This window comes from Stenotrophomonas sp. TEPEL (assembly GCF_004348785.1).
GTDB classification, from domain to species: domain Bacteria; phylum Pseudomonadota; class Gammaproteobacteria; order Xanthomonadales; family Xanthomonadaceae; genus Stenotrophomonas; species Stenotrophomonas indicatrix.
In genome coordinates, this window is record NZ_QQXJ01000001.1 from 3,084,728 (window position 1) to 3,099,861 (window position 15,134).

Annotated in this window: 18 protein-coding genes; 7 read left to right on the forward strand and 11 right to left on the reverse strand. The window is 67.8% G+C overall.

Annotated features, from left to right (window positions below; translation table 11 throughout):
* Positions 1-47: 47 nt before the first annotated feature.
* Positions 48-767: a GntR family transcriptional regulator gene (locus tag TEP_RS14030; protein WP_132825676.1), complete on the forward strand. Its 720-nt coding sequence runs from the start codon at positions 48-50 to the stop codon at positions 765-767.
* Positions 768-903: 136 nt separating this feature from the next.
* Here TEP_RS14030 and TEP_RS14035 read toward each other — a convergent pair whose 3' ends face one another.
* The gene (locus TEP_RS14035; RefSeq protein WP_132825677.1) at positions 904-1,242 is read right to left on the reverse strand and encodes a hypothetical protein; all 339 of its coding nucleotides are present in this window, start codon (positions 1,240-1,242) and stop codon (positions 904-906) included.
* 153 nt (positions 1,243-1,395) lie between these two features.
* Here TEP_RS14035 and TEP_RS14040 point away from each other — a divergent pair, with 153 nt between their 5' ends.
* Positions 1,396-2,343 carry a nucleoside hydrolase gene (locus tag TEP_RS14040; RefSeq protein WP_132825678.1) on the forward strand — a complete coding sequence of 316 codons (948 nt, stop codon included), beginning with the start codon at positions 1,396-1,398 and terminating at the stop codon, positions 2,341-2,343.
* Positions 2,344-2,347: 4 nt separating this feature from the next.
* Here the strand turns inward: TEP_RS14040 and TEP_RS14045 are convergent, their stop codons facing one another.
* The 6 genes from TEP_RS14045 to TEP_RS14070 form a co-directional block, all read right to left on the reverse strand.
* A complete protein-coding gene (locus tag TEP_RS14045; protein WP_132825679.1) occupies positions 2,348-3,622 on the reverse strand; it encodes an MFS transporter in 1,275 nt (424 codons plus the stop codon).
* A gap of 140 nt (positions 3,623-3,762) precedes the next feature.
* A complete protein-coding gene (locus TEP_RS14050) occupies positions 3,763-4,899 on the reverse strand; it encodes a metallophosphoesterase (protein ID WP_132826543.1) in 1,137 nt (378 codons plus the stop codon).
* Positions 4,900-4,981: 82 nt separating this feature from the next.
* Positions 4,982-6,520, reverse strand: a complete 1,539-nt coding sequence (locus tag TEP_RS14055) for a TerC family protein (RefSeq protein WP_132825680.1) — start codon at positions 6,518-6,520, stop codon at positions 4,982-4,984.
* A 62-nt stretch (positions 6,521-6,582) separates the two neighbouring features.
* The gene (locus TEP_RS14060; RefSeq protein WP_132825681.1) at positions 6,583-6,807 is read right to left on the reverse strand and encodes a helix-turn-helix transcriptional regulator; all 225 of its coding nucleotides are present in this window, start codon (positions 6,805-6,807) and stop codon (positions 6,583-6,585) included.
* A gap of 13 nt (positions 6,808-6,820) precedes the next feature.
* Positions 6,821-7,288: a DUF2975 domain-containing protein gene (locus TEP_RS14065; protein WP_132826544.1), complete on the reverse strand. Its 468-nt coding sequence runs from the start codon at positions 7,286-7,288 to the stop codon at positions 6,821-6,823.
* A gap of 183 nt (positions 7,289-7,471) precedes the next feature.
* Positions 7,472-8,065, reverse strand: coding sequence for a hypothetical protein (locus TEP_RS14070; RefSeq protein WP_132825682.1), 594 nt, complete (start codon positions 8,063-8,065; stop codon positions 7,472-7,474).
* Between the two features lie 131 nt (positions 8,066-8,196).
* On the opposite strand from TEP_RS14070, the gene TEP_RS14075 reads away from it, so the two are divergent.
* A complete protein-coding gene (locus TEP_RS14075; protein WP_025873922.1) occupies positions 8,197-8,508 on the forward strand; it encodes a metalloregulator ArsR/SmtB family transcription factor in 312 nt (103 codons plus the stop codon).
* 11 nt (positions 8,509-8,519) lie between these two features.
* Positions 8,520-9,908: a DUF2867 domain-containing protein gene (locus TEP_RS14080; RefSeq protein ID WP_132825683.1), complete on the forward strand. Its 1,389-nt coding sequence runs from the start codon at positions 8,520-8,522 to the stop codon at positions 9,906-9,908.
* 42 nt (positions 9,909-9,950) lie between these two features.
* On the opposite strand, the gene TEP_RS14085 is transcribed toward TEP_RS14080, so the two are convergent.
* The 4 genes from TEP_RS14085 to arsH all read right to left on the reverse strand — a co-directional run bounded on the left by TEP_RS14085 (position 9,951) and on the right by arsH (position 13,060).
* On the reverse strand, positions 9,951-10,382 hold the full coding sequence (locus TEP_RS14085; protein WP_132825684.1) for a pyridoxamine 5'-phosphate oxidase family protein: 432 nt from the start codon (positions 10,380-10,382) through the stop codon (positions 9,951-9,953).
* 211 nt (positions 10,383-10,593) lie between these two features.
* Entirely contained in the window at positions 10,594-11,037 is a 444-nt protein-coding gene (locus TEP_RS14090) for a hypothetical protein (RefSeq protein WP_132825685.1), read from the reverse strand.
* Between the two features lie 180 nt (positions 11,038-11,217).
* On the reverse strand, positions 11,218-12,243 hold the full coding sequence (locus TEP_RS14095) for an AI-2E family transporter (protein WP_032975895.1): 1,026 nt from the start codon (positions 12,241-12,243) through the stop codon (positions 11,218-11,220).
* A gap of 85 nt (positions 12,244-12,328) precedes the next feature.
* Positions 12,329-13,060 (reverse strand): arsenical resistance protein ArsH, encoded by a 732-nt coding sequence (gene arsH, locus TEP_RS14100; RefSeq protein WP_132825686.1) that lies wholly within the window; start codon positions 13,058-13,060, stop codon positions 12,329-12,331.
* Between the two features lie 17 nt (positions 13,061-13,077).
* Here arsH and TEP_RS14105 point away from each other — a divergent pair, with 17 nt between their 5' ends.
* Genes TEP_RS14105 through arsB form a run of 3 tightly spaced genes read left to right on the forward strand, consistent with a single transcriptional unit; the run spans position 13,078 to position 14,966 of the window.
* Positions 13,078-13,407, forward strand: a complete 330-nt coding sequence (locus TEP_RS14105) for a metalloregulator ArsR/SmtB family transcription factor (protein WP_132825687.1) — start codon at positions 13,078-13,080, stop codon at positions 13,405-13,407.
* 15 nt (positions 13,408-13,422) lie between these two features.
* Positions 13,423-13,929, forward strand: coding sequence for an arsenate reductase ArsC (locus tag TEP_RS14110; RefSeq protein WP_132825688.1), 507 nt, complete (start codon positions 13,423-13,425; stop codon positions 13,927-13,929).
* A gap of 14 nt (positions 13,930-13,943) precedes the next feature.
* The gene (arsB, locus tag TEP_RS14115; protein WP_132826545.1) at positions 13,944-14,966 is read left to right on the forward strand and encodes an ACR3 family arsenite efflux transporter; all 1,023 of its coding nucleotides are present in this window, start codon (positions 13,944-13,946) and stop codon (positions 14,964-14,966) included.
* Positions 14,967-15,134 lie beyond the last annotated feature (168 nt).

Consider the following 15,134-nt stretch of genomic DNA (forward strand, 5'->3'; position numbering starts at 1 on the left):
GGTAGTGCCGGTCGCTGGCCGGCACTGCCTGGCGTTACACTTTCCGCATGGCCATCGCTCCCGCTCCGCGTACACCGAAGAAGCGCGCCCCTCTGTATGAGGAGGTGGCCGAACACGTGCGCGAGCGGATCTACGACTACCGCCTGCCGCCGGGCGAGTGGATCGACGAACCGGCGCTGTGCGAGGAACTGGCCATCAGCCGTACGCCCCTGCGCGAAGCGCTGAAGCTGCTCGCCGCCGAAGGCCTGGTACAGATCGATGCCGGCCGCGGCGCACGGGTAACCCGGCTGACCCTGGAAGACCTCAACCAGCTGTTCCCGGTGATGGCGATGCTGGAAGGCCGATGTGCGCATGAAGCGGTCAAGCACATCGACGACGCCGGCGTGCAGCAGCTGGAAGACCTGCACGCGGCGATGGAAGCGGCCGCCGCCGAGGGCAACATCGCCGAGTACTACCGCAACAACTACCTCATCCACGAGACGGTGCAGCATTACGCCGGCAACCCGTGGCTGATCCGCATCACCCACGACCTGCACCGCATCCTGAAGATGCATCGCGGCCGCCAGCTGCTGGCACCGGGCCGCACCGCGCAGTCGCTGGCCGAACACCGCGAACTGATGGACTGCTTCCGCCAGCGCGATGCTGCAGCCGCCGAACGCACGATGGAACGCCACCTGCTCAGCCAGGGCCAGGCCTTGGCTGCGTATGTGGCCAGCGGCGGATTGTTGAACGTGCCTGCGCCGTTGCCGACCGAAGGCGGAAGCTGAGTTCATGGGATTGCCGGCCAGCGGCCGGCACTACCCCGGCGAGGCCGGTTCACGGTAGTGCCGGCCGCTGGCCGGCAACCTCGATAGGTCACGTCCGGGTAGTGCCGGCCGCTGGCCGGCAACCTGGAATCTCTCCTCAATCGCCGCCGCCGCAGCTGCCGCCGTCTCCGCCCCCACCGCTGTCGCCACTGCTGCAGTCGGAACTGCTGTAGCTGTGGTGGCTGTTGCTGTCCCCGGAATAGCCCCCGGAGAAATCGGCCGGTCCACCGCCGCTGCCATCGCCCCGCGCGGGCGAACCATCGGCGGTGGCCATCGCCATGCACACGATCGCGCCGACCAGTGGCAGCAGCCACACCACCAGCAGCTGCCCGGCGCGGCTGCTGACGGGAAGGTCATCGCGGCCCAGCACCACGAAGCTGGCCACCAGGTTCAGCCCCAGCACCAGGGCAATCAGGACGAGGGTCACAGCCAGCATGGCGCAGCTCCTTGCGACGGGTTCGGGCCCGCAGACGATACCACCGCGGCCGGTTCGCCCTGCCTGTCATGAAGATGGGACAATGTAGGGCGCGCCGGCCTGCCCTTGGGACCGCCGGCCCCCTGCACCACACGAAAGAAGAAGAACAACAACATGCTGAAAGTCATTTTCGATACCGACCCGGGCGTCGACGACGCGCTGGCTCTGCTGTACCTGCACAAGCACCCGCAGATCGATCTGATCGGCGTCACCACCACCTTCGGCAATGCCTCGGTGGAGTCGACCACCCACAACGCGCTGTACCTGAAGCAGGCCTGGGGCCTGTCCGCGCCGGTCGCGCGCGGCGCCGAAGGCCCGCTGCAGCCCGAAGCCACCCCGGAAGCGTGGCCGGTGCACATCCATGGCCACAACGGCCTGGGCAACCACCCGGTGCCGGAAGCGCTGGACGCAACCGCCGACAGCCGTCCCGCACACCAGCTGATCATCGACCTGGTGCGCGCCCATCCGGGCGAAGTGACCCTGGTGGCGGTCGGCCGCATGACCAACTTGGCGCTGGCCCTGCAGCAGGCCCCGGACATCGCCGGCCTGGTGCGTGGCGTGGTACTGATGGGCGGTGCGTTCCACGTCAACGGCAACATCACTCCGGCGGCCGAGGCCAACATCTGGGGCGACGCGGAAGCGGCCGACATCGTGTTCACCGCCCACTGGCCGGTCACCGCGATCGGCCTGGACGTGACCACCCGCGTCGAGATGAACCGCGACGGCCTGGACAAGCTGGCCGTGATCGGCGGCGCCGATGCCGAACTGGTGCGCGCCCTGTCGCAGGACTACGTCGACTTCTATCTGCAGGCCGGACACAAGGGCATGGTCGTGCACGACTGCTGCGCCTGCATCGCCCTGACCCGCCCGGAGCTGTTCCAGTTCGAGCGCGCCAGCGTGCGCGTGGCCACCGACGGCGTCGCCCGTGGCATGACCATTCCCAAGCCGGAAGGCATGGGTTTCGGCCCCAGCGTGTGGGACGGCCATGTCCTGCAGTCCATCGCCATCGGCGTGGATGCGGCCGCGGTGCTGGCCGACATCGAGCGGACCCTGAAGGTCTAAGCGCTCACTGCCCGCCCCGGGACACGGGGCGGGTCTTCGGCACGGTCTCCGGCAGCGTCCACAGCACCGGCAGCACCAGCACCGCCACCAGCGCGATCATCGCCCCCGGTGCCGCCGCCCAGCCGCTGCGTTCCACCCACCATTGCGCCAACCACGGCGTCGCCCCGCCGAACACTGCGGTGGCCATGGTCACCCCCAGCGCCAGGCCACTGACCCGGCCCTCGCCGGGGAACTGCTCGGCCGTGGCCGGTGCCGCCACCGCACTGATACCGCCGGCTACACAGGCCAGGCTCACCGCTGCCAGCACGATGCCCAACGGCGCAGCAGTGGCCATCCAGCCAAACATCGACAGCGGCAGCAGCGCCGCCAGCACCGTCAGCCCCAGCAGCAGCGGACGCCGCCCGAAGCGATCGGACAGCGCCCCGCACAGCGGGGTGATCGCGATCACCGCCACCGCCGCAATCGTCGACAGCCACAGCGCATCGCCTTCGTCGTGCCCCTGTGCGTGCAGGAATGCTGGCACGTAGGTGATGCCCACGTAGTAGGTGATCGAACCCAGTGCGGAAATCGCGAACGTGCGCGCCACCGCACCAGGATGGTTGCGCAGGACATGCCGCAGCGGCGTAGCCGGAATGCTGCCTTCGCGCCGCTGCCGCTCGAACTCCGGCGATTCGTGCATGCCCGAACGCGCGATCAGGATCACCAGTGCCAGCGCCGCGCCAAAGAAGAACGGGATCCGCCAGCCCCAGCTGTCCAGCTGCGGCGCAGGCAGCAGGGCCACGGTGAGCGCGGAGATGGCCACCGCCAGCAACGCGCCCACTTCGCTGGCCGCCGAGGCCAGTGAAGTGACCAGGCCACGTCGTCGCGTCGGCGCGCTTTCCAGCAGATAGGCGACCACGCCGGTGTATTCGCCGCCCACGGAAAAGGCCATCACACAGCGCAGGATCAGCAGCAGCACACCAGCAGTCGCACCGGCGGTGGCCGCGGTCGGCAGCAACGCGGTGGCCAGCATGGCCGCGGCCATCAATGCCATCGAGGCCAGCAGCATCCAGCGCCGGCCGAGCCGGTCACCCAGGTGGCCGAAGCACAGCGCACCGAGCGGACGCATCAGGTAGGACACCGCGAAGCCGGCCAGGGTGACCAGCATCGCCTCTTGGCCACCGCCGAAGAACACGCGCGACAGCACCGTGGCGAAGTACAGGTACAGGGTGAAGTCGTACCACTCCACCACCGTGGACAGGCCGGCCACCCACATCGAGCGCTGCCGTCCTGCGGTCATTGCGTGCTTTCCTTCATGGCCGCAGCGTGTCATGAAGGCGGTGACGATGCGGTAGATCCACGCCATGCGTGGATGACTTGCCCTCTGGTAATCGGGGGCAGAGCCCTTTGCTGTCTGCAAAGGGATCCGACCCCACCGCATCACGGCGCCCGGCGCAGGGTGATCAACGTGATCTCCGACGGCACGCCGATGCGCGCCGGGAACCCGGCCCACAGGCCGGCACCGTTGCTCACGTACAGCGTCATGCCATCCACCGCGTAGCGACCGGAGACGAAGCCGCCGTTGGCGCGCTTCACCAGCTGGTCCATGCCGATGATCTGTCCGCCATGGGTGTGCCCGGACAGCTGCAGCTTCACCCCGCGTGCAGCGGCCTCGCGTGCATTGCGTGGCCGATGGTCGAGCAGGATCACCGGTGCGCTGGGGTCGGCACCGGCCAGGGCGGCCTCCAGGTCGGGTAGCGGCAGGCCATAGCGTGCGGCGACCGGGTCGGTGACGCCGGCGATGGTCAGTGCCGCCCCGCCACGGCGCACCTGGGTGTGGCTGTTTTCCAGCACCTGCATGTGCAGCGCGCGGAACGCCTGCATCCATTCGCTGTACTGCGCGTAGTACTCGTGATTGCCGGTGATGGCGATCACCCCGTCCGGCGCACGCAGGTCCGCCAGTGGGGTGTAATCGTTGCGGCGCGCCTGCACGCTGCCGTCGATCAGGTCGCCGGTGATCACCACCAGGTCCGGTTGCAGTGCATTGCTTGCAGCCACGACCTGGCGCACCCAGTCGCCGGTCAGCAGGCGGCTGGCGTGGATGTCGGTGAGCTGCAGCACACGGTAGCCATCGAAGGCCTGCGGCAGGCCGCTGATGGCCACCTCGATCTGCCGTGGCTTGGGTACGGCCATGCCCTGGCTGACACCGAAGGCACTGAGCAGCAGCGCCAGCACTGCGGCAGACGGGCGCAGGGCCTTGCTGCGCAGTACGGAAAGGGCGCGCGGGGCGCGTAGCAGGCGCGCGGCCAACAGGCCGGCGTCCAGCACCAGCAACGCCAGGGCCAGCAGCAGCACGGCGGTGGAACCGGTGGCCAGCGTGGCAATGGCCATCTTCGGAATTTCCGGCGAGGCCATCGTGCCCCAGAAGCTGGCGACGATGCGCAGCTGCACGGCAATGCCCACCAGCAGCACCGACAGCACCACCTTCGACCAGACAGGCAGGCGCAGCGGCCAGAACAGGCGCCAGGCCACATACAGGCCCATCAGAAAACCAATCGTACTCAGCACTACGACAATCCAGAACGGCGAACAGGCCCGCCATGGTGACGGCAGAAGATGGCAATGGATAGAGCCGGGCATGGGCCCAGCCCCGACATCGTCACGCTTCCGGCAGGCGTTCCACCCGCAACCGCGTGATGCGCCGCTTCTCCATCGCCAGCACGGTGATGCGGATCCCGGCCACCTCCAGCGTGTCGCCGACGTCGGGCAGGCGCCCCAGTTGCTCCAGCACCAGCCCGGAAATGGTCATGTAGTCCGCGCTGCGCGGCAGCGACACGCCGGCCAGCCGCTGCAGGTCGTCCAGGGTCAGCGCGCCGTCGGCGTCCCAGCAGTCCTCGCCCTGTGCAACCACGCCATAGCGCTCGTCCTGGGTATCGGCCAGATCACCGGCGATCGCCGCCAGCAGGTCGTTGGCCGTTACCAGGCCTTCCACGCTGCCGTACTCGTCCACCGCCACCGCCAACGGCACCGGGTGCTGGCGGATCAGCTCCAGGGCCTGCAGCGCACTGGCGCTCGACAGCACGTACTGCGGCTCGCGCAGGTTGCCTTCCAGCTGCAGTGGCTTGCCCTGCAGCAGGTCGGCCAGCAGGTCACGGCTCTGCACCACGCCGCGCAGGCTGTCCAGGTCGCCCTCTCCTACCAGCATCCGCGTATGCGGCGACGCCACCAGGCGTGCGACCACATCGTCGTGACCACGCGCCATGTCGATCCACTGCACGTCGGCACGCACCGTCATCACGCTCGATACCGGACGGTCGGCCAGGCCCAGCACACTGCGGATCATCTCGTGCTCGGCGGGCTGCAGGCGTTCTTCGGTGCTGCCGCGCTCATCGGCTTCATCTTCATCGTGGCCATTGGCCTGGCGCGCACCCAGCAGGCGCAGCACGGCATCGGCAGTACGCTGGCGGAACGGCTGGCGCTGCTCGTTGCGCTCGCGGTTGAAACGTATCCACTGGTTGAACGCTTCCACCAGGATCGAGAACGCGATGGCAGCGTACAGGTACCCCTTCGGAATCCTGTAGCCCAGGCCCTCGGCCACCAGGCTGAAACCGATCATCAGCAGGAAGCCCAGGCACAGCACCACCACGGTCGGGTGCTTGTTGACGAAGCGGGTCAGCGGCTTGCTGGCCAGCAGCATCAGCGCCATCGCGATGGTCACCGCCGCATACATCACGCCGAGGTTGTCGACCATGCCGACCGCGGTGATCACCGAATCCAGCGAGAACACCGCATCGAGCACCACGATCTGCGCCACCACCATCGCAAAGCTGGCATAGACCTTCTTGCCGTCCTCGTGATGCTCGCGGCCTTCAAGCCGCTCGTGCAGCTCCATGGTGCCCTTGAACAGCAGGAACAGGCCGCCGCCGAGCAGGATCAGATCGCGGCCGGAGAAGCTGTGCTCCAGCAGCGTGACCAGGGGTTCGGTCAGTTTCATGATCCAGGCCAACGCAGCCAGCAGCACCAGCCGCATCAGCAGCGCCAATGCCAGGCCGATCACCCGCGCGCGGTCGCGCTGGTGCGGCGGCAGCTTGTCGGCCAGGATCGCGATGAACACCAGGTTGTCGATGCCGAGAACGATCTCCAGCACGACCAGGGTTGCAAGGCCCATCCATATCGAGGGGTCAGCCAACCATTCCATTTCAGGTCCGTTTCGTCAGTAGGGGAAAAGTGGTGCGGTGCAGGCGTGCGGCGCAGCCAGGCTCAATCCGCATCCTGCGCCTGCGCAGGGTCATGCCCGAGCAGGTCGCCAGGGCTGCATTGCAGTTCGCGGCAGATCGCATCGAGGGTGGAAAAGCGGATCGCACGCGCCTTGCCGGTCTTCAGGATCGACAGGTTGGCCAGGGTGATGTCGACGCGCCCGGCCAGCTCGGACAAGGTCATGCCGCGCTGCTGCAGCATGCGGTCGAGGGTGATGACGATCGCCATCAGATCATGCCCATCAGATCACACCGTCCAGATCATCGCGCATCGCTGCGCCAACGGTGAACACCCGCGCCAGCACGAACAGCATCAGCACGGCCACCAGGCCGGTGATCGACATGCCACCGCCAACTTCCATCCACGCGAAGTCCGGCCCCATCCAGCTGGCATACAGACCGATCACGATGGACAGCACCTCCATCGCCAGCATCAGCCAAGCCATGCGTTGCAGGCGTACGGCATTGGCATGGGTGAAGGGGCGTTCGTTGGCCGCAGAACGCAGCAGCCGCGCCAGGTGGCGCAGGAACACCAGGCACAGCACCAGCAGCGCGACGATGGCGACCAGGCCCACGCAGAAATGCAGGAACAGATGCGAACCGTGCATGGCCGCGGCCTGCGCGTCGTGCACGCTGTCCAGCAGCCAGCTGCGGTCGTAGGCCACCAGCGGCACCGCCAGCAGCGCGGCCAGGATGCCCAGCCAGCACATCGCGCGCACCGCCTGCACGGCGGTCTGGGCCAGGGTGAACAAGCCGCGCGCAGGAAGGGCGCGGGGGGGACGAGCGGTCAAGCAGCCTCCGATGTGGAGCGGCCCTGCCGCCCCGGGTGGATTTATCGATAAACGATATATCACATCGCCGGGCTGTTGGCTGAATCTCGTGCTCCGGCAGCGCTACCGGGCGGGTGCCGGCTCCGGCGAAGTGGCCTGTTCGCGCATCGCTTCGCCCGGCGTGGCCGAGGCCATCGCCTGCACCCCGGCCTCGGCGGCCTGCCGGGTGACCAGCCGGAAGCGCACGCGCAGCTTGCTTTCGCCCGGCGTTGCCCAACCGTACTGGATCGCCACCTGGTCTCCGGACAGTGGACCGCGCGAGGGCAGCGAGCGGATCTGCAGCGGCTTCGGTGCGGCCTGCATCAACCGCGCGAAGCCCTTCTGCACCACCGCCGGGTCGGCCTTCTCGGCATACACGGTGCAGGTGCCATCGTCGGCCCAGCTGACCGCATAGCGACCACTGGCCAACGGCACCATCCATGCCATGCCCGGCTGGCCCTGCAGCAGCGTAGCGGCCTCGGCCGGCTGCAGCGGCGTCAGGCCATTGGCATCCATCAGCGACTGCAACCGCGCCGGCGCGCCGATGTGCTGCATGCAGGCAGTGTCGAACAGTTCGCTGAAGGGATCCTGCGCAGGTGCCTTCGGCGCACGCGCAGGCTGGGCCATCACCACGATCGGCAGCAGCAGGCCAGCGATCAGCCAGGGCGCAGGGCGCATCGGAACTCCACGGAACGGAAAACAGCGGGGAGGATGACAAAGCCGGGAGGCAGTACGCAACGGGCACCCCCGCGCTTGACATCACCTGCCGCCAGGGGGAACATCAGTTAACGAATTAGTTAACTACAACCATGGACCGCATCTTCGAAGCCCTGGCCTCCACCGCACGCCGGCAGATCCTGGCCTACCTCAGCGCCGGCGAACTCAGCGCCGGCGAGCTGGCCGAGCGCTTCGATTTCAGCAAGCCGGCACTCTCCAGCCACCTGCGCATCCTGGAGGACGCCGGCCTGATCGAACGTGAGAAGCGCGGCCAGTTCGTGTACTTCCGGCAGGTGCCCGACCGCCTGGCCAACACGCTGTTTTCCTGGGCTGCCGAAGTCTGTCCGGTCGGCGGCCCGCTGAAGCGCGAAGCGCGCGCACGCCGCAAGACACCCGCCCGCTGAGGAGCACTGCGATGCCCGGTTCGACCCGCACCAGCCGTTCGTTCCCGAGTATCCAGCTTCCGGCACACGACGGCGGTGGCCCGGTGGAAGTCACCCTGATCGCGCAGCTCGGCATTGGTGCCGGCGATGCGCTGGTAAGCGATGCCAGCCAGCGCCAACGTCACCACCCGGCCTTCATCGATGCGCTGGACGAGCCCTCGGCACGGCTGGGTGGCATGCACCTGCAGCACGGCGATGCGTCCTCGCTGTACAGCTTCGTGGTGGGCGCCGGCGGCCATCCCTTCCATCGCCATGCCGGGCCGCGCATGTTCACCGCCATCGCCGGCAGTGCCGGTGCCGAGCTGCGGTTTGCCAGCGCATCCGATCAGCAGCTGGCGGACGATCCCCCGCACTTCCTGCGGTCGCTGCGTCGTGTCCGCATCCCGCCCGATTGCCTGTTCACCGTGCGCTTTGGTGGTGGCACCTGGCACCAGTTCGCCTCGAACAGTCCGGCCCACGCTGCCCTGTTCGCGCTCTCGTGCCACAGCAATGAGCTGGCCGGGGCAATGAGCGCGCAGGCTCGCGCACTGGCACAGGCAAACGCCGCGGACATTCCCAGCCTGACCGACGTGCTGCCAGCGGCGCACTGGCCCAGCGCAACCACACTCGCCGCCACGCCGTTGCTGCAACTGTCACTGCAGGCGGCAGCGCCCAGCCTGCGCGCACGCCTGTGCGTGCAGACGCGCACGTTGCTGGGGCCGCTGCGTCGCTTCAGCCTGGAGCCACTGCGCGGATTCGTGGAAAGGGCGACGCCGGCATACCCGGTCTGCAGCAGCGCGTCGTCGCCTCCAGCAGGAATGCTCGCCAGCGCCCTGCCGCACAGTCACTACAACGACACGACCACACTGACCCTGCACGGCGGGCAGACCCGCCATCGATCGGCCTCCGCCCTGCTGGCCGACATACTGGACGGGTTCCTGCGCAACCCGCCGGCGGGCGTCGGCCGCTTGATGGCCGTGCGCAATCGTCTGGTTGCACCACTGCGTCTGCGCACCTCGCCGCTGGGCTGCCCGGTGTCGTCGCTGCTGTCCACCGATCGCAGCCGCGTGTTCGGCGGACGTTTCCCGGTGCTGGATGCCCAGGTAGATGCGGAAGACCGGTGTGCCGAAGTGCTGCTCGGCGCAGACGACCGCCATCTCCGCTTCCGCAGCAGCGTGCGCGTGCAGTTCTGCGAGGAGGGCCAGGTCCAGATCAGCCTGGGCTCGCGCGTGCAGACGCTCAATGCGTTTGGCCGCTTCTACATGGCCATGATCGACAGCGCCCATCGTCATTACGTGGCCCCGGCACTGCTGCGCCGCGCCGTTGAACATGCGCTGGCACCGGAACTGGCCGCGTGGTCCGGCACGCCTGCACATTCCTGAGCTGCGGCAGCGATGTGCAGGGGCCCTGTGCGGCCCCCGCGATCAGACCACGATCTCGCCTTCGTCCTCGCCGTCCCAGTAATGGATGCGGCTGGCGTGTACGTGGATCAGCACCAGATCTGGCGTATCCACGCCCTGCTCGAACCACCGCTCCAGGTCCTTCACCCAATGCTGGGCCATCGTGGCGCGATCGCGGATCAGCGCCGCCCTGCCCTGCACGTGCACGAACAGCGGTGGCTTGCCCAGCAGCGACTTGCTGCCGGTCAGGCCCAGCGCCACGTTCGGGTCGGCGCTGATCTCGCGCACCATGTCGGTGTTTTCCATGGTGAAGAACCAGCTGTCGCCGTCGTAGTCCACATCGCCGTTGTTGCTCATCGGGCGGCCAGCGATCCTGCCATCGGCATGGGTCTGCAGCATGGTGAAATCGATGCCGGCCATCTTCTTGGCCAGTTCGGGCAGGGTGAGCGTGGTCATGGGCGGTTCCTTCAACAGATGGGTGTCCAGCGTCTGCCCGACGCGGTGACCGATGCGTGGATGGCTGCTGGCGCCTTCTTCACGCAGTGGCCGCAGTTGGCATTCCCGCGTGCAGTGCGCCCGCGCCCGATGACCGTCACGCATCAGCGCGGATAGTGGAACACCAGTCGCGGCGTCTCCAGCACTGGGATGTGGATCATGCGTGCGCCAGTCAGTACACGGCCAGGAAGCCGCAGCCGCGGCGTTGTGGTTGGCCCTCGACAGTCACCTGCACGCTGGCCGATGTATCCACGCCTTCGGCGTTGCGGCAGGGCTCGCGCTTGATCTCGACGATGGTGGGCTGCTTGCCCAGCTCACCGTTGAGAACCGTCAACGAACTGGACGCACCGGCCGGCTGGCCGAGGTAGCGCAACGTTCCAGCGCTGCTGCGGCCAGCAACGGTGAGCGTGGCATCGTGGTTGCCCTTGCCGGTGGAGGCAATCTCGATGGACCAGCCGGCGCCGCCGCCGGTGAAGGCAGGCACCGGGCTGGCATCAGCGGCGATCGACGGATGACGTGCAGCATCGGCGCCCGGATCGGGCTGCGGTGTACTGCTGGCGCAGCCAGCGAACAGGCTCGCCAGCAGCGTGGCAGTCACAACGGAACGCAGGATCATGGCGTACTCCTGGGGACGGGCGGGTGGCCAGTCTAGGCAGCAGCGCGTGCGCCGCCGATGAACATGCGTCGCACGCCGCACGCCCGCCTGTGGCCCCGTGCACCCGCACAGCCTCGCCGGCCATATGCCCCTGCCCATCGTTGATCGCCTTTAGTAGCGCTCTGCCCGGGTGAAGGCGGGTCAGATCCAGCGCTGGTCCACCAGTTCGCGCTTCACGTAGGCGTAGAACACCGGCGCGGCTACCAGCCCGGGCAGGCCGAAGGCCGCCTCCATCACCAGCATGGCCAGCAGCAGTTCCCAGGCGCGCGCCTGGATCTCGCCGCCGACGATGCGCGCGTTGAGGAAGTACTCCAGCTTGTGGATCACCACCAGGTACAGCAGCGCAGCCACGGCCACGTAGAACGACACCGACAGCGCGACGATGGCGATGATGGTGTTGGAGATGATGTTGCCCACCACCGGCAGCAGGCCCGCCAGGAAGGTGATCAGCACCAGCGTCTTCGACAACGGCAGGTGCACGCCGAACAGCGGCAGCACGCCCAGCAGGAAGATGGCGGTGAACACGGTGTTGAGCAGCGAGATCTTCACCTGCGCGAACACCACCTGGCGGAACGCGGTGGCCAGGCGGCTGGTGCGGCCGATCAGTTCCTGCGCCAGCGGGCCCATCTTCGGCAGCGGCAGTTCGTCGTACAGCGCGATCATCGCGCCCAGCACCATGCCGATCAGCACCCGCACGCCCACCTGCACCACCGATGTGCCGGCCACGCCCAGCTGACGCTGGTGCTCGGCAGCCCATTCGTTCACGGCGGCGCGCAGCGCCGTCAGATCCTCGGGAATGTAGGGCTGCAGCAGGGCCGGCACCTGGTGGCGCGAGGTGTTGAGGATGTCCATCAACCGCGCCAGCAGCACGTCCGGGCCACCGGTCTCGTTGCGGAAGAACGAGGCCACGCCGATACCGGCCAGCACCAGCACGCTGATGATCACCGCCGACAGCACGATCACCGCGATCGCCCGCGCCCGACCGGGACGCAGCTTGCCTTCCACGGTGGAGGCCAGCACATGGGTCAGCTGGAACACCAGCAGGCCCGACAGCAGGGTCACCACCAGGCCGAGCTTCAGTGCCAGCCACATGCCCAGCAGCATCATCAGCCAGGCGGCGATGCGTGCGGCGGGAGGCCTGGGCAGGGTCGGGATGACGAGGGACATCGGGGCACATCCTGGTGGGGTGGCCCATGGTAGTGGATTGAGGTGATGCGCCCGCGCATGCGCGTCCCTGCGGCTCCGCGTGCCGTCAGCGTGCGGCCACCGCCCCTGCTGCACGCGCCAATGCGGCCGCCTCCTGATCACCCTTGCGCTCGCTGTAGCGATCGACCAGGTAGTCTGCACGATCCCGCGTGAGCAGGGTGAACTTGACCAGTTCCTCCATCACATCCACCACCCGGTCGTAGTACGCCGAGGGTTTCATCCGCCCGTTCTCGTCGAACTCCTGCCATGCCTTGGCCACCGAAGACTGGTTGGGGATGGTCAGCATGCGCATCCACCGCCCCAGCACGCGCAGCGTGTTGACCGTGTTGAACGACTGCGAACCGCCACTGACCTGCATCACCGCCAGCGCCCTGCCCTGCGTCGGGCGCACGCTGCCGTCTTCCAGCGGCAGCCAGTCGATCTGGTTCTTGAACACGCCGGTGACCGTGCCGTGGCGCTCCGGGCTGATCCAGACCTGGCCTTCGGACCAGCGCGACCACGCACGCAGGCGCTGCACTTCAGGGTGATCGGCGCCGACGCCGTCGAGCATGGGCAACGCATGCGGATCGAACACCCGGGTCTCGCAGCCGAGGTGGCCCAGCAGGCGCTCGGCCTCCAGCGCCAGTTTGCGGCTGAACGACTGCGGGCGCAGCGAGCCATACAGCAGCAGGATCCGCGGCGGGTGTGCGCGGACGGCGCCCAGCAGGGTCGGGTCGGGCTGGGGAAGCGAGACTTCGGCCAGATTCGGAAAGGTGGCACTTGCGATGGATTCATTCATTCGATTATTCTAGAAATATGGAAACGAAAAATGCAATCGCCGCCCTCACTGCCCTCGGCCATGCCACCCGCCTCGCCGCGTTCCGGTTGCTGGTCGAAGCCGGCCCGGCCGGACGCATGGCCGGTGATATCGCCGTCGCCCTGCAGGTGCCGCCGGCCACGCTCAGCTTCCACCTCAAGGAGCTGCTGCAGGCCGGGCTGGCCGAGAGCGAGAGCCAGGGCCGCAATGTCTGCTACCGCGCCAACTTCAGCGCGATGACCGGCCTGATCGACTACCTCACCCACAACTGCTGCGCAGGCTCGCCCGATCCGGCCTGCAGCCCCACCTCCCCTGATTGCGCCTGCTGACCGGAGATCTGCTTCGTGACCACCCAACGCGTCCTGTTCCTGTGCACGGGCAATTCCGCCCGCAGCGTCCTTGCCGAAGCCACGCTGCGGGCGTGGGCCGGTCATCGCTTCGAGGTCTTCAGCGCCGGCAGCCAGCCCACCGGCGAGGTCAATCCGTTCGCACTTGCGCAATTGCAGGCCGAGGGCATTGCAACGGCAGGCCTGCGCAGCAAATCGTGGGACGAGTTCGCCGACGGCGCGCCGATGGACCTGGTGATCACGGTCTGCGATGCCGCGGCCGCCGAGGCATGCCCGGTGGTGTTCGGCGATTTCGTGCGCGCGCACTGGGGCTTGCCTGATCCGGCCGCCGTCGATGGCAGCGCGGAGGACAAGGCGGCTGCATTCGCGCAGGCCCATGCCATCGTCAAGGCACGCCTGCTGGCGCTGCTGGCATTGCCCGCAGACACATGGTCCGATCGCGGGCCGTTGAAGGACGCACTGGATCGCATTGGCTTCGTGCAGCCCGGGGACGGCCCGGCGTGAGCGCACCGGCACCGATGGGATTGTTCGAGCGTTACCTGACCCTGTGGGTGGCGCTGTGCATCGTGGCCGGCACCCTGCTTGGCCACGCGCTGCCGCAGCCATTCTCTGCACTGGCGTCGGCGGAGGTGGCCAAGGTCAACCTGCCCATCGCGGTGCTGATCTGGCTGATGATCATCCCGATGCTGCTGCGGGTTGATTTCGGTGCGATGCGCCAGCTCGGCCAGCACTGGAAGGGCATCGGCGTGACGCTGTTCGTCAACTGGGCAGTCAAGCCTTTCTCGATGGCCCTGCTGGGTTGGTTCTTCCTGCGCCACGTGTTCGCCGACGCGCTGCCCGCCGCGCAGATCGACAGCTACATCGCCGGGCTGATCCTGCTGGCAGCAGCGCCCTGCACCGCGATGGTCTTCGTGTGGAGCAATCTGTGCCGCGGCGATGCCAATTTCACCCTCAGCCAGGTGGCGTTGAACGACGCGATCATGGTGGTGGCCTATGCACCGGTGGTGGCGCTGCTGCTGGGCCTGTCGGCGATCAGCGTGCCATGGGACACGCTGCTGCTGTCGGTGTCGCTGTACATCATCGCGCCGGTGCTGGTGGCCGCACTGCTGCGGCGCTGGCTGCTGGCCCGTCGCGGCCAGGCTGGCCTGCAGTCCGCGCTGCGGACCCTGGGACCGGTCTCGCTGCTGGCCCTGCTGCTGACGCTGGTGCTGCTGTTCGGCTTCCAGGGCGAGCAGATCATGCAGCAGCCGCTGGTCATCGCCATCCTGGCGGTGCCGATCCTGATCCAGGTCTATTTCAACTCAGGGCTGGCCTACCTGCTCAACCGGCGCCTGGGGGTTGCCCACTGCGTGGCCGGTCCCTCGGCGCTGATCGGCGCCAGCAACTTCTTCGAACTGGCCGTGGCCACCGCCGTGGGCCTGTTCGGCGTGCATTCCGGCGCGGCGCTGGCGACGGTGGTGGGCGTGCTGATCGAAGTACCGGTGATGCTGTCGGTGGTGCGCATCGTCAATGCATCGCGCGGCTGGTACGAGCGGCGCTGAGGCAAGGACGCTCCGCGCAGGTCGCCCAGGCTGCCGGCGGCATCGCTCTCAACACCCACTTCACCCGTGATGGGATTCGATGGCCGGACAGGAGCTCCTGCTGCAGCGCCCGGTCGGTTGGGCAAGGGCATACCGCCCTGCATGGCTGTTGCTCATCCCGCCCTGCCC